The 17,156-nt window shown below is 60.9% G+C and carries 18 protein-coding genes; 3 read left to right on the top strand and 15 right to left on the bottom strand.

Annotated elements, in window-relative coordinates; genetic code table 11:
- The 14 genes from RJQ10_RS02290 to atpD all read right to left on the bottom strand — a co-directional run.
- Nucleotides 1-673: sulfatase-like hydrolase/transferase (locus RJQ10_RS02290; RefSeq protein ID WP_350143220.1), on the bottom strand; the 673-nt coding region annotated here is incomplete at its 3' end.
- A 113-nt stretch (nucleotides 674-786) separates the two neighbouring features.
- Entirely contained in the window at nucleotides 787-2,262 is a 1,476-nt protein-coding gene (locus RJQ10_RS02285; protein ID WP_350143218.1) for a sulfatase family protein, read from the bottom strand.
- 55 nt (nucleotides 2,263-2,317) lie between these two features.
- Nucleotides 2,318-4,567, bottom strand: a complete 2,250-nt coding sequence (locus tag RJQ10_RS02280) for a TonB-dependent receptor (protein ID WP_350143216.1) — start codon at nucleotides 4,565-4,567, stop codon at nucleotides 2,318-2,320.
- A 37-nt stretch (nucleotides 4,568-4,604) separates the two neighbouring features.
- On the bottom strand, nucleotides 4,605-7,085 hold the full coding sequence (locus tag RJQ10_RS02275; protein WP_350143214.1) for a beta-glucosidase family protein: 2,481 nt from the start codon (nucleotides 7,083-7,085) through the stop codon (nucleotides 4,605-4,607).
- Nucleotides 7,086-7,101: 16 nt separating this feature from the next.
- Entirely contained in the window at nucleotides 7,102-7,758 is a 657-nt protein-coding gene (locus tag RJQ10_RS02270; protein ID WP_350143212.1) for a TetR/AcrR family transcriptional regulator, read from the bottom strand.
- A gap of 156 nt (nucleotides 7,759-7,914) precedes the next feature.
- Nucleotides 7,915-8,739: a F0F1 ATP synthase subunit gamma gene (locus tag RJQ10_RS02265; RefSeq protein ID WP_350143210.1), complete on the bottom strand. Its 825-nt coding sequence runs from the start codon at nucleotides 8,737-8,739 to the stop codon at nucleotides 7,915-7,917.
- Nucleotides 8,736-10,238 carry a F0F1 ATP synthase subunit alpha gene (locus RJQ10_RS02260; protein ID WP_350143208.1) on the bottom strand — a complete coding sequence of 501 codons (1,503 nt, stop codon included), beginning with the start codon at nucleotides 10,236-10,238 and terminating at the stop codon, nucleotides 8,736-8,738. Before RJQ10_RS02260 ends, RJQ10_RS02265 begins: the two co-directional genes overlap by 4 nt.
- Complete coding sequence (locus tag RJQ10_RS02255) at nucleotides 10,219-10,947, bottom strand: F0F1 ATP synthase subunit B (RefSeq protein ID WP_350143206.1); 729 nt, start codon at nucleotides 10,945-10,947, stop codon at nucleotides 10,219-10,221. The genes RJQ10_RS02260 and RJQ10_RS02255 overlap by 20 nt, the downstream gene beginning before the upstream one ends.
- A complete protein-coding gene (locus RJQ10_RS02250; RefSeq protein WP_350143204.1) occupies nucleotides 10,944-11,192 on the bottom strand; it encodes a F0F1 ATP synthase subunit C in 249 nt (82 codons plus the stop codon). Before RJQ10_RS02250 ends, RJQ10_RS02255 begins: the two co-directional genes overlap by 4 nt.
- A complete protein-coding gene (locus RJQ10_RS02245; RefSeq protein WP_350143202.1) occupies nucleotides 11,189-11,902 on the bottom strand; it encodes a F0F1 ATP synthase subunit A in 714 nt (237 codons plus the stop codon). The genes RJQ10_RS02250 and RJQ10_RS02245 overlap by 4 nt, the downstream gene beginning before the upstream one ends.
- The gene (locus RJQ10_RS02240; protein ID WP_350143200.1) at nucleotides 11,902-12,168 is read right to left on the bottom strand and encodes an N-ATPase subunit AtpR; all 267 of its coding nucleotides are present in this window, start codon (nucleotides 12,166-12,168) and stop codon (nucleotides 11,902-11,904) included. The genes RJQ10_RS02245 and RJQ10_RS02240 overlap by 1 nt, the downstream gene beginning before the upstream one ends.
- Nucleotides 12,165-12,434 (bottom strand): AtpZ/AtpI family protein, encoded by a 270-nt coding sequence (locus RJQ10_RS02235; protein WP_350143198.1) that lies wholly within the window; start codon nucleotides 12,432-12,434, stop codon nucleotides 12,165-12,167. The genes RJQ10_RS02240 and RJQ10_RS02235 overlap by 4 nt, the downstream gene beginning before the upstream one ends.
- On the bottom strand, nucleotides 12,431-12,877 hold the full coding sequence (locus RJQ10_RS02230) for a F0F1 ATP synthase subunit epsilon (RefSeq protein WP_350143196.1): 447 nt from the start codon (nucleotides 12,875-12,877) through the stop codon (nucleotides 12,431-12,433). The genes RJQ10_RS02235 and RJQ10_RS02230 overlap by 4 nt, the downstream gene beginning before the upstream one ends.
- The gene (gene atpD / locus RJQ10_RS02225; RefSeq protein WP_350143194.1) at nucleotides 12,874-14,277 is read right to left on the bottom strand and encodes a F0F1 ATP synthase subunit beta; all 1,404 of its coding nucleotides are present in this window, start codon (nucleotides 14,275-14,277) and stop codon (nucleotides 12,874-12,876) included. Before atpD ends, RJQ10_RS02230 begins: the two co-directional genes overlap by 4 nt.
- A gap of 305 nt (nucleotides 14,278-14,582) precedes the next feature.
- Between atpD and RJQ10_RS02220 the strand changes: the two genes are divergently transcribed.
- The 3 genes from RJQ10_RS02220 (at nucleotide 14,583) to RJQ10_RS02210 (ending at nucleotide 16,482) form a co-directional block, all read left to right on the top strand.
- A complete protein-coding gene (locus RJQ10_RS02220) occupies nucleotides 14,583-15,347 on the top strand; it encodes a glucose 1-dehydrogenase (protein ID WP_350143192.1) in 765 nt (254 codons plus the stop codon).
- A gap of 55 nt (nucleotides 15,348-15,402) precedes the next feature.
- The gene (locus tag RJQ10_RS02215) at nucleotides 15,403-15,873 is read left to right on the top strand and encodes a DUF3592 domain-containing protein (RefSeq protein ID WP_350143190.1); all 471 of its coding nucleotides are present in this window, start codon (nucleotides 15,403-15,405) and stop codon (nucleotides 15,871-15,873) included.
- 318 nt (nucleotides 15,874-16,191) lie between these two features.
- Nucleotides 16,192-16,482, top strand: coding sequence for a hypothetical protein (locus RJQ10_RS02210; protein ID WP_350143188.1), 291 nt, complete (start codon nucleotides 16,192-16,194; stop codon nucleotides 16,480-16,482).
- A gap of 27 nt (nucleotides 16,483-16,509) precedes the next feature.
- On the opposite strand, the gene RJQ10_RS02205 is transcribed toward RJQ10_RS02210, so the two are convergent.
- The coding region (locus tag RJQ10_RS02205) for an amidohydrolase family protein (RefSeq protein WP_350143186.1) at nucleotides 16,510-17,156 on the bottom strand (647 nt) is incomplete at its 5' end.

The raw sequence follows: 17,156 nt of genomic DNA, 5'->3' as shown, positions 1-17,156 counted from the left end.
CTTCCTCCCTGGCGTCTTCATCCCAGTTGCGCAACTCTTCTGGTACCGGCAGCCAGTCTCGGTGCGGCGTCTTGTGGCTATACAGGAGGAAAAATGGTTTGTTCTCCCGGTTTGCCTGCTCCAGCCAGGCGATGGACTTGTCGGTGACCAGGTCCGCGACGTAGCCTGTAGTTTCCTCAATACCAGTGGGGCTCCGGAACGACGGGTTGTAGTAGGTACCCTGTTCCATCAGGTTATCAATGACGTCCCAGTGATCAAAGTTCACGGGGTCGCTGTACAAATGCCATTTGCCGATCACCGCGGTTTGGTAGCCGGCGCCCTGCAGCAAGCCGGGCAGAGTTTGTTGTCCGCCGTTGAATGGCCCCGACCACTCGTTGCTGTAGAAGCCGTTGGCGTGGCTGTGCAGGCCGGTGAGCAGTGTTGCGCGGCTGGGACCACAGATTGCGTTGCCGACATAGGCGCGATCAAAACGTATGCCGCTGGCGGCGATGCGGTCGATATTCGGTGTTGCCACCAGGCTGTCGCCGTATGCACTGACCGCGCGCACGGCATGGTCATCGGAGAAGATGAAGACAATATTGGGGCGATCGGTGTCGCCGGCAGAGCTTCGCCAACTCATAGCCAGAAACACCAGTGCCAGGCAGAGCATGCCTTGAGGGTTGAGCTTGAACATTGGTCTCTCCTTGGATAGATCTTGAGGACGGTGGTTTTCGTGCCGTGGCGATTACTGTTGCGACTGCAAAAGGTTGCCCGCCGTGTCCCGGTCGGGAGGCGACCCGGCACCGGTCAGCGCCAGCCGCGTTTGTTCGCCTCCATTTCGGTTACTTTCGCTGCAAACGCCGCACGCAGTCGCTTCAGGTCTTCCGGGTGCCGGTCCGAAGTGTCATAGGATTCGCGCCGATCTTCCTGCAGGTCGAAAAGCCACTCTTTCTGTGGCATGGCTGGAGCGAAGGGTAGCTCGTCCGTCGAGTAGAAGACGCCCGCCGGACCACGGTATTTGAAGCGCTGGTCGCGTACGGCGAACAGGGTTTCGCCGTCGTAGTAGTAGATATAGTCGTGGGGGGACTCCGCACCCCGGGTCAGCACGTCGAGGATACTGCGCCCGTCCAGTATACGATCGCTGGGCGCGGGGAACCCCAGGATGTCCAGCATGGTGGGCATCAGATCGATGCCCATCGCCATGGCCGGTGAGACCTGACCACCGGAAATGGCGGCAGGCCAGTGGGCGATAAAGGGTACCCTCATGCCGCCCTCAAAGGTATTGCCTTTGCGGCCGCGGTGATCGCCAGCGTTGCCCAAAAACCAGGGACCGTTATCGGAACTTATTATGATCAGTGTGTTATTGAGGTTGCCGGTGTGCTCCAGCGTGGCCACGATGGCGCCGATACTGCCGTCGATTTCCTCCAGCACATCACCATACAGGCCGGCGTCGGACTTGCCGCTGAGTTCGGTGCGCACAGCAAGCGGGTCGTGGGGAAAGTTGTGGGCAAAGTACAGAAAGAAGTTCTCTGTCGAGTGGGTCTCGATAAAGCGGGTTGCTTCCGCTGTATAAAGCTCGGTGAGTCTGCGCTGGTCCACCGGCGCTTCCACGGCGATTGCCTCGTCGCGGTAAAGTGCAAACGGTTTCATGTCGTTGCTGTATAGGGAACCGTAGAAACTGTCGAAACCCATGTCGTTGGGAAGGGAAGGGCTGGCATCCCCGAGGTGCCATTTGCCGACCATGCCGGTGGCATACCCCGCCGCCCTGAACAGATCAGCCAGGATTATCTCCTCGGACGGCAAGCGGTTGTTGGCTTCGGGGTTCAGGATCTTGCCGAGTACAACGCCCCGGGCAGTGTGGCTCGGAAAAATAACATAGGGCATGCCAGCCCGGGCGGGCAGGCGTCCCGTGAGAAAGCCTGCGCGCGAGGCGGTACAGGTCGAGGCGGGGGAGTAGAAATCAGTCAACACAATGCCGTCCGCCGCCAGTTGATCGATGTTCGGAGTGTTGACAAGTTGGTTGTCGCTGGCGCCGGGACCGATATCACCATAGCCCATGTCATCGAAGAGGATGAATATGACGTTCGGCCGCTTGCTGCGGTCTTTCTGCTGGCTGGCGATTCCTTCCAGATAAGCAGATTTGCTCGCGAGCTGTTCCGTCGAATCGACTTGCTCAGACTGCAGTATTCGCAATGCAATAAAGACTGCGAGGAGCAGCAGCAACAATAACAAGGTGTGCGCAATTGCCCTCAGGCTGTTCAGCAGGAAGTGCAGGAGTTTCATAGTCGTAGAGTTCCTGTGGACTGTGGCCTTTGATGGGCGCCGTCAGCTAAGTTTTTCAGAAGCTGTACCTGGCCTGGACGCCTGCATAGCGGGAAGCGTTGCGAGGCAGCACCTGTCCAATGGCCGGGTTGGGGCCAAACAGTCCTGTAAGGTTGAACCGGCTACCTGCGTAAGTCTCGTCAAACAGGTTGTTGACGAAGAAACTGATCCGATAGCGCTCCTTCTTGTCGTTCAATCCAATCCGCAGGTTTGCCAGCCCGTAGCTTTCCAGAGTCGCCCTGGGGTCCTGATTGATGTTGAAGATGACATCGTCCTGCCAGGTGTAGACCATATTCGCGAAACCATTGAAAGGCAGTGATTCGAAACCGAGGCTATATTCCAGCATTGCCGTATATTTCCAGCGGGGGGAAACCGGCAATTCGCCGTTGTCGATATCCTGAAGTCCGCCTTCACAGCCCTCCGCTACGGTCTGTCCGGCGTAGCAGGCAGCGCCGGAGTAATCGTTTATTGATGCATCGATATAGGAAGCGTTAAGTGTCAGCGCAAAATTCTCGCCAAGCAGTGCCAGGGATTCCAGCTCAACTCCCTGAGTATTCAATTCCCCGACGTTGTCCAGCCTGAAACTGACTGCACCATCGATCAGCTCACTGCGCTGGACCTGGAAATCGTCATAGTTGGTATAAAAAGCGCTAAGGTTCAGCTGCAGACGACTCTCCCACAACGTGCTTTTGACACCGATTTCGTAAGCGTCGGACGTCTCTGCATCCGCAGGGTTGTCCGCCTTGAACTGGTCGAACCTGCCACCCACCAGGTCAAAAGCCTGGCCCTTGTAGCCGCGTGAATAGCTGGCATATGCCATCACAGCATCACTGAAGAAGTGCTGGACCGAGATGTTGCCGACTACAGGGCTGTCGCTATCACTACCGGTCTGGGTTTCGGGCACGGCCTCCAGATAATTAATACCGTCAGCTGAAATCCGTTCCGTGAGCCAGCGCAGTCCTGCATTGGCACTGGTGGCCTGACTGAAACGCCAGGTAAACTGGCCGAACACGCTGAAGCTCTCTGTTTCCGCTCTCGTATAGAAATCCGAGCGCGCCAGACTCAGGTTGCGGAAGAAATCCTGATCGGTTTCTGCCTTCGCATAGTAGAGCCCGGTCAGGTATTCGAACTTGTCGTAGGAGGGCGATAGCAGTCGCAGTTCCTGGGAGAAGAAGTCGGTGTCGATGTCGCTGGTGGAATACCAGCCACCGTGCTCCCGCCCCCCGGTAAAGAAACCCAGCACATCCAAATCGCTGAAGTCGGTATCTTCCTGAACATTGTATTTCCAGTTGTCCAGCGCCGTGATGGACATCAGCTCAAACTCGCCCAGCGCGGCCCTGAGTTTGACGTATCCTCCGGTGGTTTCGGATTTGCTGTAGGGACCATCCTCGCCACGAACATCAAAATTGTCATCGCCGGGGTTGATACCCTCCGCGGGATAACCGATGGGCAAACCCAGTATCGAGTTGCCCGCGGGCATCGAGTGCCAGGTAAACGCGCAGCAGTCCGACTTGTCATACAGGTAGTAGGTGCCGAGTTCCACCCGGATAATATCGCTCGCGTCCCAGTCGAGTTTAGCCCTGAGGTTTTTGACTTTCGCCCCGTTCTTGTCATCGACCCCAGGGGTGAGGCTATTGATATGCCCGTTCCTGTCACTCCATTTTCCGCTAAGTCGATAACGCAGTGCGTCGTTTATCGGCCCTGACACCGAACCCAGGACAGCGGCTTCTTCATCATCGGTCGCCATCACTTCGATAGTTGCTTCGAGCGCCTCCGACGGGGCCTTCGTGGTGATGTTGATCACACCTGCCGAGGCGTTCTTGCCGAACAGCGTGCTCTGCGGTCCGCGCAGTATCTCGATGCGTTCAATGTCGACAAGGCTGCCCAGGGTCTGGCCGGGCTGAACGGCCGCCACGTCATCGACCAGTAGCGCAACACCCTGCTCCACGCCGATGCCATACACGCTGGTACCGATACCACGGATGCTGAAGGAACTGGTCTGCTTATGGTTGGCTTCGTTGACCGTAAGCGACGGCGCCAGGCGCACCACATCCTGGGTCGATTGTATTCCGGCGTCCTCGATGGTTTGTGCGTCGATCGCGGTGAGAGCGACCGGGATGTCCTGGGCGCTTTGCGCGCGTTTCTGCGCGGTAACGATAACTTCCTCGATCACCGGGTTCTGGGCCTGGATACCGGCACTGGTAGTAAATAGTGCGGCAGTGGCGGCGGTGAACAGTGCGTTGCGATGTCGGATCTGCTTTTTCATTATGGATTCCTCGCGAACAGTTCTTATTGTGTTGGGCTCAGCTTTTCACCCCGCTGATCAGGACTTGCAAAGCTCTCAGATACCGGCGATTCATCAGGTGTATGCAGAGCTGCAACGCCTGTGGAGTAAACTTTCCTCCGGAGAACACCACCAGGTTTCGCAGCGGCATTTCCTTCAGCATTGCTGCCATCAAGCGCTCGGTTTTTTCATCCCCTCCCCCGGGAATCATTTTCTGCACTGAGCGAAGGATGATTCGATGCAACATTGCTCCCAGCAGGGTCGAACTGGCTTCGCCGATTGTCGAGTTCCTGTGGTAGGGGCGTGGGGGTGGGACGGCGGGGATCGGTCGACCTAGCAGTGAACGGAATGCGGGTTCACCGAATGCAAGCTGTGCGGGTTCGAAGTAGGGAGCCAGGTCTGGATCGAGAGGCCTGGCTTGATGCTGGGAAACAAGCTGGATTTCTTCGTCCTGGCGGATATCAGTGGAGGAAGCGCCGGCTTCGATATGGTAGTTGCCGCCCTCTACTCTCCAGTCGTTGGCGGCGGTGCACCAGTGAGCGAAGGCTCGCGCTCCCAGCTTGAACGAAACTGTTCCGGTTTCCCCGGGCTCCAGCCAGATCTTGGCAAAGCCCCGCAACTCTCGCCGCGGTCGGTAGACATTGTTTACCCGGGCACCGATGTAAAGCTGTGCGATTTCGTACCCGGCAACCGTGCCGATATTGGTGATATCGCACTCCACCTGGATGCCTTCCCAATCGCTCAATTGCGCCGCGTCAATCTGCCAGTTAGCTGCCTGCTCGCCCACTCGCAGATTGCTGTAGGCAAAGGTGGTGTATGACAAGCCGTGGCCAAATGGGAAGGCGACCGGTGTTCCCGTGGTGTTGAAGTAGCGGTAGCCGACCCAGAGCCCCTCGCGATACTGGACCTGCCTCGGTTCCCCCGGAAACCAGTTGTGGCAGGGGGTGTCCTCCAGCTTCAGGGGGAAGCTCTCCGCCAGCTTTCCGCAGGGATTTGCTTCGCCGAACAGGATCCGGGCGACGGCAGAGCCGCCCGCCTGGCCGCCGAGATAGGACTCAAGAATGGCTTGTACCTTGTTTGCGAAGGGGAGTTCGACCGGCGCACCGTTCTGCAGGACCACCACCAGCCGGTCTGTGACTCGCGCTACCGCTTCTATCAGCTGCAGCTGTGTCGCGGGCAGTCGCATATGCGCCCGGTCGAAACCCTCGGACTCGTAGCTGTCAGGCAGGCCGGCAAACAGCACGACGGTATCGGCTTTCCGTGCAACAGCGAGCGCCTCATCGAACAGCTGCTGGTCCAGGGAGTCGTCAGCAAGTTTGTAACCCGGCGCATACCGTGGTTCGTGTTCGACACCGAGCAGGCGGTGGATTTCCTCCAGCGGTATATCAAGGCGGGTGGGGTTGATCTGCGAACTGCCACTGCCCTGGTAGCGTGGGGTTACCGCCAGCGCGCCAATGACAGCCAGGTTTTCTTTCTTGGCCAGTGGCAACAGCTGGTTATCGTTTTTCAGCAGTACGCAGGCTTCTTCCGCCGCACGCCGTGCGAGCAGGTGCTGGGCGTCACGATCATAGTCCCGGACCTGTTGGAGTGCGGGTCTGGATTTGAGAATCAGCTCCACGATACGGGTGGCTGCCGCATCCAGCTGTGTCTCACTCAGCTCGCCCGTGCCGAGTGCCGCCAGCACAGTCGGCGTGTGAATACCGCCGTTCCCGGGCATTTCCAGTTCCAGTCCGCTGGCCAGGCCTTTTGCCCGGTCATTGCAGGCACCCCAGTCGGTTACTACCAGGCCGGTATGGCCCCACTCTTCTTTCAGGATGCCGGTGAGCAGCTCATGGTTCTCAGCGAGGTAGGTGCCATTGAGTCGATTGTAGGAGCACATCACGGTCCAGGGTTGCGCTTCCTTGACGGTGATCTCGAACGCCGGCAGATAAATCTCGCGCAGAGTACGCTCGTCGACAATCGCGTCGACCACCATGCGGTGACCTTCCTGGTTATTGGCGGCATAGTGCTTGAGACTGGTGCCCACTCCCTGGCTTTGCACCCCGCGCACCCAGGCTGCGCCGAGCTTGCCGGAAAGGTAGGGGTCCTCCGAAAAGTATTCGAAGTTGCGTCCGCACAGAGGGCTGCGCTTGATATTGACTCCAGGACCCAGGAGCACGCTGACTTGCTCGGCAACGCAGGTTTGTCCCAGAGCTGTTCCGATCTCCTCTAGCAGATCAGTGTTCCAGGTACTCGCCAGTCCGACTGCAGGAGGGAAGCAAATCGCCGGCACACTGTCGATGAGACCCAGGTGGTCGGAGTCCCCCTGCTGTTTGCGCAAGCCGTGAGGGCCATCGGTCACCCAGAGGGAGGGGAGCCCGAGTCGTTCGATACCGTGCAACTCCCAGAAAGTCCTGCCGGTACACAGCTGGATTTTCTCTTCAGGGCTTAGCTGTTGTACCAGATCACAGGCTGCTCTGTGGAGTGGTCTGTGGGCCGGGTCAGGTATGGCGGTGGTCATCGTTATAAATGCCTGCTTATTCAGGTTGTACCGGTTTCAAGCCGTCTATCAGGACCGTGATCAGGTTCGGCAACAGGCGCTCTGTGTCGCGGCGCGACAGGTCCAGCAGCGCCTGGCCACGGAGCAGTACATGCTGCTGCAGGGCCTTTGTTGAATACAGCACCATCGGGAGCAATTGCTCCGGCGCGATGTCTTGCCGAATTGAGCCATCCTCAACGCCAGCGATGATCAGAGCGCCGATGTTTGAAATCGTCGCAACGGGCAGCTGGCGACTCGCCTGGGAGCGGAAGTTGGCAGGTATCCTGTTGCCAGAAAAGTAGGTGTCGAACTCGGCCATAAACGTCAGATCTGTTCGCAGGCCCTTGTTCAGAAGTCCCTTCTCCAGAAACAGACGCAGGCGCTCCCGGCCGTTCATTCCAGTGTTTGCTTGTGCTTCCCTGAGAATTTTATCCAGGCCAGGCTCGATCCTGGTGTAGACCAACTCCAGTACGGCGTAGCCGAGATCACCCTTGTCGTGGAAATAGCGGTACAGGCTGTTGCGGCTAATACCGACGGCGGCAGCCACATCCTTCATCTGGGTATCGAAGAATCCCTTTTCGATAAACATGGCCTGTGCGGCGGCAAGAATCTTCTGCCGGGTCTCCTCTGTCTGGTACACCATCCGCTGTGACATGAGTTATGTTACACGTGTTATATTGTTGGCGCAAAGCTACTGCAAGCTGGAGGGCTGGTCAACAATTATTTTCCGGGGTGCCTGGCCCGGGGAATGCCAATATCATCCCGGGCCGGATCCGCAGCAGCTGGAAATTCCGCGCCGTGGCCGCTCTGGTCAGCGCGAGCGTTGCCCCATTGATAGCTCAATGACCTCTGTGGTCATCTGTTCCTGGCGCGCCTGCCGGTAGCGTTGGGCGACGTTGGTGCGGCGGGTCTTCAGGTTGGCCTGGGCCCGCGCCATGGCCTCGATCCGTGCCCGGTTCTCGATCCTCAGCCCCCGCATCAGGGTCCGGGCAACCTCGGCAAAGAGCATCTCGGACAGTAGCCCGCGCAGCAGCGTGGTTATTGGCAGGGTGGTGAGCGGGGGAGCAGTGGGGAAAGTTGGCTGCGCGCTGGTCTCGGTTCGTTCCGGTGGCCAGAGGCGGCGGCGGTCGATGGGCAGGCCGGGGCCGTCGCTGCCCGAGATTGCGACAATTGGCCCCGGGTAACGATAGCCGAATTCGAGCAGCGCATCGGTCACCTCGCTGGCCAGCGCGGGTACGATACTCGCGGTAGCCGGAAGGTCCGCGCTCCAGAGCGGGTTGATGCCTGCAACAGCAAGTATGTCCAGCGTGCGCTGGCCGATTACAAGCAGACCGGCGCCGGGGGGGGAGAGTTGTTGCGCGGCCTCAGCGATCCGCGCGGGATAGCCGCCGCTAAATCCTTGAGCGGCTCCAACGACAATAACCAGGCCTGGACCATCCACAGCGGCTTCAGCGACAGGCGCAGCAAGACGGACAAACGCTTCCGAGACCTTGGCCTCGTAGTCCGAGATCGCCTCGAGCCCAAACCGGGCATCCGCCGAATGCGCCGCGGCGATTGCCCGCAGCGCCCCCACCACTTCGCCAATGTCATCGATGGCGGCCAGATGTCGCCGGACATCCTCCAGTCGCTCGGTCATGTTGTCCCCAGTGCGGTGCGCACATGTTGCAGCAGCGCTTTCCGTATATCGTCGTCCAGTTGGTCGGGGGCTGCCCTCAGTCGATTCAGGTGAGGGTCCGCGGCAAGGAGTGCGGGAAGTCTGCCCTTGATGGTGGCAACGGCGCCGACGTCGACTTTGTCCAGCAAGCCGGCGTCGAGCGCGGCCAGAAGCGCGACCTGGACCAACAGCGGAAGCGGCGCGAACCGGTGCTGCGTGAGCAGTGCTGCGATCCGCTCGCCTCGCAGGAGGCCTTCGGCCGCGCCGGAATCGCCGAAGCCGCCGAAGCGCGAGAACATTTTCTTTTCAAGGTATTGCGCGTATTCGAGGCGGAGTCGCCCCGCGACTTTCTTCAAGGCACCCGCCTGCGCCTTGCCGCCGACGCGGCTGACCGACAGTCCCACATCGACTGCCGGGCGCTGGTTTGCAGCAAACAGGGATGCCGAGGTAACGATCTGTCCATCCGAAATCGAGATGAGGTTGGTCGGGATATAGGCCGACAGGTTCCCGGCATCGATTTCGGCGATGGGCAGCGCGGTGATTGAACCGCCTCCATGCCTGGCCGACAGCTTGCCCGAGCGTTCCAGCAGTCGGGCGTGGAGGTAGAAAATGTCGCCGGGAAAGGCCTCTCGACCGGGCGGCTGTCGCGCCAGTAGCGCCAGTTCGCGGTGGGTGGCGGCATGCTTGGTCAGGTCATCGTAAACAATCAGGGCATGACGTCCCCGGTCGCGGAACCATTCGGCCATGCTGGTCGCCGAAAACGGGGCAAGCCACCGCAGTCCAGGTTCGCCTGATGCTTCGGCCACAACGAAGATTGTGCGCGCCATCGCCTCCCGGCCCCGCACCGTGTCGATCACCCTGGCCACCGCAGCCGCACGTTGCCCTATGGCGACATAGATGCAGACCACGTCGCTTTCGCACTGATTCAGGATGGCATCGACTGCGATCGAGGTCTTGCCGGTCTGGCGCTCGCCGATGATCAGCTCGCGCTGCCCGCGCCCGATGGCGAAGAGGGCGTCAATAACCAGGAGGCCGGTTTCCAGCGGCTCACTGACGAAGTCGCGTTCGATGATAGTCGGTGCGAGGCGCTCGGCGGCAAGGTGTTCAGACGTGTCGGGCGGCTCCCGCCCATCCAATGGTCGCCCTAGCGGATCCAGAACGCGACCGAGCAGAGCCTCTCCGACGGGAACGGAAACTACTTCACCCGTGCGCCTCACCTTGCCCCCGGCTGCGATCCCGTCCGCAGAGTCGAGGAAGGCGACCTGAACGCTGTCCTCCTCCAGTGACAGCGCGAAGCCGCGCGCTCCGGTAGGGAAGATGAGGATTTCGTTCAACACGACGCCAGGCAGACCTGAAACCTGGGCGAGTCCGTCGGCGAGGCCAAGAACGGTCCCACTCTCCTCGGCAGCGGCGCCAAGCGTTGCGTTGGCGATGCGACCCTTGAGCGCGTTAAGCGCGGTTTCAGGATTCGGTGCGGACATCGTGCATGGCCCTGGCCAGCGCTTCGAGGTCATGGGCGAGGGAATTGCGCAGAGCGCCGTTCTTCGAGCGCAGCTCGATCCCGTCTATCAGCGCCGGATCCGTTGTTACCCTGGCGGTCACGCCATAGATCTGCAGGGTATGCCGTACGGTGCCCAGTACTGCCTCCGGCAGTTCCCTGGCGCTCACCAGGGTGAGGTCGCCGGCCCGCAACAGCGCGTCGCGTTCCGATGCTTCCATCCTGCGTAGTGCATTCCCGAGGCGCACCGCATAGCCTTCGGGGCCATCAGGCTGTGCTGACAGCGCACGACTTGCGACAGCGATAGCGAGTTCTCGCACCTGGGCGAGGGTTCTTTGCTCGGCGGATGCGCCCTCCCGTGCAAGGGCGGCACGGCCATCCTCGACAATCCGGGCGGCCTCAGCTCGCGCCTTTTCTATCAGCATAGCGCGCTGCGTCTGGGCCTCTGCGGCCGCCTGCAGCAGCAGGTCATGCCGAGCAGCGGCGGAGGCATCAGCCTCGGCACGCGCCCTGGTTGTCGCTTGCTCGGCCTCTGCCCTGGCCGCGGCTGCGGCGTCCAGCGTGGCCTGCGTTTCTGCGCGGCGTTTCTCGATGATTGCGGCGACCGGGCGGAACAGGAACCGTCGAAGAATTGCCAGCAGGATCAGGACATTGACAAGCTGCAGCGCAAACGTTGTCCAGTCGAAATTCATTGTACGAAGGGATTGGCAAAGAGCAGCAGCAACGCAATTACCAGGCAGTAGATTGCCATGGTCTCGATCATCGCGAGGCCGACGAACAGCGTACGCGATATGCTGCCCGCCGCCTCGGGCTGCCGGGCGATAGCGTCAAGCGCCGAGGCGACGGCCCGCCCTTCAGCAAGCGCGGGACCAATGGCGCCAAGCCCGACCGCGAAGGCGGCGGAGACAATGCTGACGATCTGGATAAGGTCGGTCATGGGGTTTCCTTGTTCCTGGAAGATTCGGTGGGTTCCTCGGCTGTCGGTCCGCCTTCTCCTGTTACTGCGGAGCCGATGAAGACCAGCGCGAGCGTGGCGAAGATGTAAGCCTGTACTGCCCCGGTCAGCAGTTCCAGCGCCATGAGCGGGATCGGCACCAGCAGACCGGCGAGTGAAAGCACGATGCCGACAACGAAGACGCCGCTCATCACGTTGCCGAACAGGCGCACCATGAGCGAAAAATGACGCGTAATTTGCTCGACCAGATTGAGGGGAATCATGACCCAACTTGGCCGTGCAAAGCTGGCGAGCCATCCGCCGAGGCCCTGTGCCCGGATCCCCCAACCGATTCCGGCGAAGAAGACTACCGCAGCCAGCGCGGCATCGGTTTCAAGATGCGCTGTTGGCGGCTCCACCCCCGGTACCAGGGAGGACCAGTTGGCACAGAGCACGAACAGCAAGAGCGTGCCGATCAAGGCGCGGAATCGTTCCGGGTCGCCGGGTATCGTCGCGCGGACCTCGTTGTCCAGTGTTTCCACCAGCAGCTCCAGCACCGCCTGTACCGGGCCCGGCTGGCTCGACAGACGTCGTGTGGCGAGGATGGATGCCACCGTTATCGCCGCCATGACACCCCAGGTCGTCACTACGGGCCAGGTGACGGCTAGCGAACCAACCGAGAAAGCCTGCGCGGCGGAAAGCGCTGAGTCCATCAGCCTGGCCGCCGCAGGACCAGGGTGCGTCCGGCCAGAATGCCGACCGCCGCTGCCACCAGCACAACCCAGCCACCTTGTGCACATATCCAGAGGAACACGCCGAGCAGAACAAAGCGCCCGAGCTGAAGCCCTACGCCCTGGATCCGGCCCGCAACCAGCAGGTCCGTGACGCGCGCCAGCGACGTGAAATGGATCCATCCGGCCAGCGTGCCGGCCAGCGCTGCTGCCAGGGCAGCCAGCGCTGTTACCAGCCCCGCACTCATTGCTCGTGCATCCATCTCAGCGCCAGCCACAGCCCCAGTGCCGCGCCTGTGACGAGCAATGCCGCGGACATCAGGATGCCGGTGCCAAGCCAGTGGTCCAGCCAGTTGCCGGCGTAGGCACCCGCGAGGATCGGGATCACGATCATCCAGCCAAGCACACCGATCTGGCCAAATCGCTTGGCCAGAGAGGGTTCGGGGTCCTTCTTCGCCGCAGCGTCGCGCGCCTCGGCGCGACGTGCCGCCTCTTCAGTCCGGAAGTCGTTCATGCATCATCCTCCAAAACGTCGAGCCCGAGGGTGTCGCCGCCCAGCGCCATTCCCTGCATCAGCCTGCGGATTGCGCGGGCGTGCAGGCGCGCGGCGCCGGTTCTCGTGCTGCGCGCGGTGTCGACCCGTTCCGCTCGGGTCCGGGCCACCTGCGCCTGAAGCGTGGTGAGGTCGTCGCCGGTGACCGCGTCCCGGCAGGCAACGTGAACCTCTCGCCCTCCGATTACAGTAAACACACCGCCGCGCACTGCGCAATAGCGCCAGCGGCCGGTCGCACCGCGCCAGCGCAGGACACCCGCATCGATCACGGTGACAAAGTCTCCATGGCCGGGAAGGATACCGAAGCCGCCGCTGCTGTCCTCGCCCCGGAGCGAAGCGATGCTCGTCTCCTGCAGCACGATCTTGAGTGGCGTGGTGATCGACAGCGACAGAAAACCGGTCACGCCGCCCCCCTGGCCCGTGCGCCCTCGCGCAGTGCAGCCTCGTCGAGGTTACCGATCATGTAGAAGGATGCCTCGTCCCAGTCGTCGCATTTGCCTTCGATAATCTGTCGGCAGCCGGTGATGGTTTCGGCGATAGGTACATTGCGTCCCCCCATACCGGTGAACGGGGCCGCGACAAAAAAGGGCTGGGTCAGGAAGCGCTGCAGCCGCCGCGCGCGGCCGACCAGCAGTTGCTCCTGGCGGCCGAGTTCCTCTACCCCGAGCAGCGCGATCACGTCACGCAGCTCCTCATAGTGCTCCATCAGTTCACGCACATCGGCGGCGGTGCGGGCGTGCTCCTCGCCCACGATGGAAGGGTCGAGGAGTGCAGAAGTGGTCCTGAGCGGATCGATAGCGGGATAAATACCCTGTGCGGCAAGCTCCCGGGATAATACAACAGTGCTGTCCATATGGGTGCCGAGCGCCGAGACTGCGGGATCGGTGAAGTCATCCGCAGGGACATAGACAGCCTCGATTGCGGTGATCGCGGTCTGCCCGACGGAGGTAATGCGTTCCTGGAGTTTCGCGATCTCGGTTTCCAGCGTGGGCTGGTATCCCACACGCGATGGCATCCTGCCCAGCAGGCCCGAGACCTCGGCTCCCGCCTGTACAAAGCGGAACACGTTGTCCATGAGCAGGAGGACATTGCGCTGGTCGACATCGCGGATGTGCTCGGCGATACTCAGCGCGGTAAGGGGCACGCGCCAGCGGGCTCCAGGTGGCTCGTTCATCTGCCCATAGACCAGTACAGTGCGATCGAGTACGCCATAATTGGCCATGTCATGCAGCATCTCGTGACCTTCGCGCGAACGCTCCCCGACGCCAGCAAAAACCGATACGCCATCGTAACCGGTCACCATTGCATGGATCAGTTCGGTCACCAGCACGGTCTTGCCCACGCCGGCGCCGCCAAACAGCGCCGCTTTTCCTCCCTGCGCCAATGGGGCGAGCAGATCCAGGATCTTGATACCGGTCGAGAACACCGAGATATCGACCCTGTTTTGCGCCAGCGCGGGTACTGCTTGATGGATGGCCCGTCGCGGCGTATCGGGCGCGAGCGCTGGCCCATCGTCTCCGGGTCGGCCGAGCACGTCCAGCAGCCTGCCGAGTACCGTCGTCCCGACAGGAACCGAGACCGGCGCGCCAGTCGGCTCGGCTCTCATCAGTCGGGAAAGCCCCTGGGTTGGCTCCAGGGCGATCGCCCGAAACCGGCTCTGGTCCAGGTGGGCCTGCACTTCACAGGTCACGTGGGCGCCGTCGGGATCGACGATGACGGCGCTGTCGATAGCGGGCAGGGCACCATCACAGGAGAAATCGAGCACCGGGCCATGGACCGCGATGACCTGGACGCCGCCGGTCATTCCGCACCCCGGGTGGCAGGAATCAACACGCTGTCGTACTCTTCGATGACAAGGCTGCCTGTTGCGGGCGGAGCGAGAACATCGTCGGTATAGCCCTCCAGAGCCATAAACACCTCCCATTCTCCCCGGATCGGACGGCTCCCGCAATGGACTCTGCGATCCTGAATCTGTCAGGGTTTTCTAAGGGAAACCTTCGTCGGCTGGCTTCTTGCGGTGTGGTAGCTATCACCCATTTGGAGTAGGAGCGGGACGCGCGAACGGGGTAAGCTTGGTCGCGTTTTTTTACCATTGGGGAGAACAGGCTTATGGCAAGATTGGAAGGCAAGGTCGCTATCGTCACCGGCGCCGCCCGCGGTATGGGCGAAGCCACGGCACGCCTGCTAGTGGAGCAGGGCGCCAGCGTGGTGCTTGCGGACGTACTGGATGAGCCCGGTCGCAAGGTGGCCGAGGAGCTTGGCGACAAGGCACTGTTCGTCCACCTCGATGTAACTGACAAGACCCAGTGGCAGGGGGCTGTCGAGGCCAGTGCACAATTCGGCACCCTGAATGTGTTGGTGAACAACGCCGCCATTCTTATCCACAAGACCATCGTGGATACCACAGAGGAGGACTTCATGGCGGTCACTCGGGTAAATCAGTTGGGCGTGTTCCTGGGCATGCAGTCAGTGTTCGAATCGATGAAGGCCGGCGGCGGCTCCATCATCAACGTCTCCTCCATCGATGGCTTCCAGTCGAAGAATTCCCTGCTTGCCTACAGTGCCAGCAAATGGGCGGTCCGCGGCATGACCAAGACCGCCGCGCTGGAAATGGGCAAGTACAATATCCGCGTGAACAGCGTGCACCCCGGCGGGGTGTATACTGACATGCACGGCAAGGCGTTTATCACCCGGGAACAGGCGGATGCCAGTTACACCCACCAGGCCTTGCCCCGGGTGGGCATGCCGAGAGAGGTGGCTGCCGTCACGGCTTTCCTGGCGGGTGACGAGGCCAGCTTCAGCACCGGCTCCGAGTTTATGGCTGATGGAGGCTGGAACGCGGGCAGTATCTTCGACACGCTGCCGCAGTTATAGGCAGTGTCCTGAGGGCTGCCGGGGCAGTTATTCTGGTTGGTAGTGGGGGACTTATATGACGACTGCCTCAACAGGTACCGCCGCGCTGGATTTCATGCGCGGGCGGGGGTGGGTGTATGCATTGCTCGTCGCTGCCGGTCTTGGCCTTGGAGTCTATGAAATCTCCAGCTACCGGACTGCCTCGCGTTTTGCTGTCGAGGGTGTTGATTCACGCGGAGTGGTGACGCACAAGGCGGATTACAGTAACGGCAACAGGAAGACCTTCCGCTTGAGCTACACGTTTCCGACGCCGGATGACCCCTACACGCACGGTAATCAGAATGTGAGCGGGCCGTTCTACCATGCCCAGACCGAGGATGCCGAGATTGTGGTGCGATATCTGCCTTCCGATCCGTCGATGAACGTGGTGGAGGCTGCGAGCATGACGAAAGGATTCTGGATGGGTATGCTGCTGTCCCTGGGTCTGATTCTGGGGGGAGCCGGGGGCGCCGTACTTGGATGGTCGCGCGCTCGTGCCCGCGGGTAAGTCGATCACTGCGCCGGGGCAGCTTGATCCAGAAGTCCCCTCTCAATCAGTTGACTCGAAACATTCGTGCGCTTCTCTCTGAGCGTATCCTTCGGCAGCTTGACGGCCGGCGAAATCGAATGCTGGCTCGGCCAGACAAGACAGAGTTCGTTTGCTGGCAGTTGGACCGCAGGCATCAGAATCAGGGCATCGACAGGTAGGAGTCGACGGTCACGACTTGCCGATTCCGGTCACTGTTTGTGGCACAATCGGTGAACCGGCTCGACCTGTAGAGGCGTATTGTCTCCGTGCCGACCAACATCGTTGAGGAACAGACACATGGCAGATCAGCCTGACAAGCGGAATTACACGTTGATCAGTGGCGAATTCTTTGCTGATGAAGCCAGCCAGCTGCTAATGACCCTGATAGAGGACAAGATCAATTTCCACCAGCGTAACAACTGGAGCCGGCGGGAGCGGTTTGGTGAAGCGGATGCGGCAAGCGGCAGGCGTATCAATGAGCTGCGCCAGACCAAGGTCGATCTCGCCAGCCTTATTGAACAGGCTGCGGCCGCTGGAATGAAGCTGAACATCTCGGGCACGATCGAGGTAACTCTGACGCCGCAGTGATGGGGATGCCGGTTACCGGCGGGCTGCTCATGTCCCGGGCACGAGGCCTTCCAGTGAGGTTCCCTGGGCCCCCAGGCCGCTGAACAGATTGGTCTCCGTACGCGACACATTGGTGGTTGCGGCGCTCTCAAGAAGTGCATCGAGGGCAGCGCGATCGAAGTGCCTGCCTTCGAGGATGACGCTCGATGGCCGCTGCAGGCAGCGAATGTCAGCCAGGGGGTCGCAGGCGTAGAGCGCGACATCCGCCACACACCCTTCCGTAAGGCATCCCCGATCGGGTTCGTCCAGAACTCTGGAGCTGTTGAACGTTGCGGTCTGCAGCGCGCGGTAGGGGGAAAGCCCCGCTGCAACCAGAAGTTCAAGTTCGTCGATCAGAGACCGGCCCGGAATATTGGTAAAGATACCAGCGTCACTGCCGCCTACGAGCAGAACGCCTTCCTCATCGAAAATTTTGGCAACGCTGGCGTAGAACGCATCATCGCGACCCACTGGCTCCGGCGGCGTGTGCAGCCACTGGGTGAAACCTTCGGCTTCGATAGTCTGGACAAAGGGGTTCAGCCATTCTGTTCCAGGTCGGGAGAGCACGGGTTCACCCTCATTCGCCACGCGGTAGAGGTTGTGATGGGCAAGCAGCGTCGTCGTTACGGGAGTCCCAGACAGAGCGATGCGTTTGC

It is taken from the genome of Haliea sp., from assembly GCF_040222615.1.
Classification (GTDB): domain Bacteria; phylum Pseudomonadota; class Gammaproteobacteria; order Pseudomonadales; family Halieaceae; genus Haliea.
Note: the sequence above shows the minus strand (reverse complement) of the source record. Positions and strands in the feature narration are given on the sequence as shown.

Coding starts and splice junctions, on each gene's coding strand:
- RJQ10_RS02285 (WP_350143218.1), bottom strand. CDS start 2,262: ATGAAACTCCTGCACTTCCTGCTGAACAGCCTGAGGGCAATTGCGCAC.
- RJQ10_RS02280 (WP_350143216.1), bottom strand. CDS start 4,567: ATGAAAAAGCAGATCCGACATCGCAACGCACTGTTCACCGCCGCCACT.
- RJQ10_RS02275 (WP_350143214.1), bottom strand. CDS start 7,085: ATGACCACCGCCATACCTGACCCGGCCCACAGACCACTCCACAGAGCA.
- RJQ10_RS02270 (WP_350143212.1), bottom strand. CDS start 7,758: ATGTCACAGCGGATGGTGTACCAGACAGAGGAGACCCGGCAGAAGATT.
- RJQ10_RS02265 (WP_350143210.1), bottom strand. CDS start 8,739: ATGACCGAGCGACTGGAGGATGTCCGGCGACATCTGGCCGCCATCGAT.
- RJQ10_RS02260 (WP_350143208.1), bottom strand. CDS start 10,238: ATGTCCGCACCGAATCCTGAAACCGCGCTTAACGCGCTCAAGGGTCGC.
- RJQ10_RS02255 (WP_350143206.1), bottom strand. CDS start 10,947: ATGAATTTCGACTGGACAACGTTTGCGCTGCAGCTTGTCAATGTCCTG.
- RJQ10_RS02250 (WP_350143204.1), bottom strand. CDS start 11,192: ATGACCGACCTTATCCAGATCGTCAGCATTGTCTCCGCCGCCTTCGCG.
- RJQ10_RS02245 (WP_350143202.1), bottom strand. CDS start 11,902: ATGGACTCAGCGCTTTCCGCCGCGCAGGCTTTCTCGGTTGGTTCGCTA.
- RJQ10_RS02240 (WP_350143200.1), bottom strand. CDS start 12,168: ATGAGTGCGGGGCTGGTAACAGCGCTGGCTGCCCTGGCAGCAGCGCTG.
- RJQ10_RS02235 (WP_350143198.1), bottom strand. CDS start 12,434: ATGAACGACTTCCGGACTGAAGAGGCGGCACGTCGCGCCGAGGCGCGC.
- atpD (WP_350143194.1), bottom strand. CDS start 14,277: ATGACCGGCGGCGTCCAGGTCATCGCGGTCCATGGCCCGGTGCTCGAT.
- RJQ10_RS02220 (WP_350143192.1), top strand. CDS start 14,583: ATGGCAAGATTGGAAGGCAAGGTCGCTATCGTCACCGGCGCCGCCCGC.
- RJQ10_RS02215 (WP_350143190.1), top strand. CDS start 15,403: ATGACGACTGCCTCAACAGGTACCGCCGCGCTGGATTTCATGCGCGGG.
- RJQ10_RS02210 (WP_350143188.1), top strand. CDS start 16,192: ATGGCAGATCAGCCTGACAAGCGGAATTACACGTTGATCAGTGGCGAA.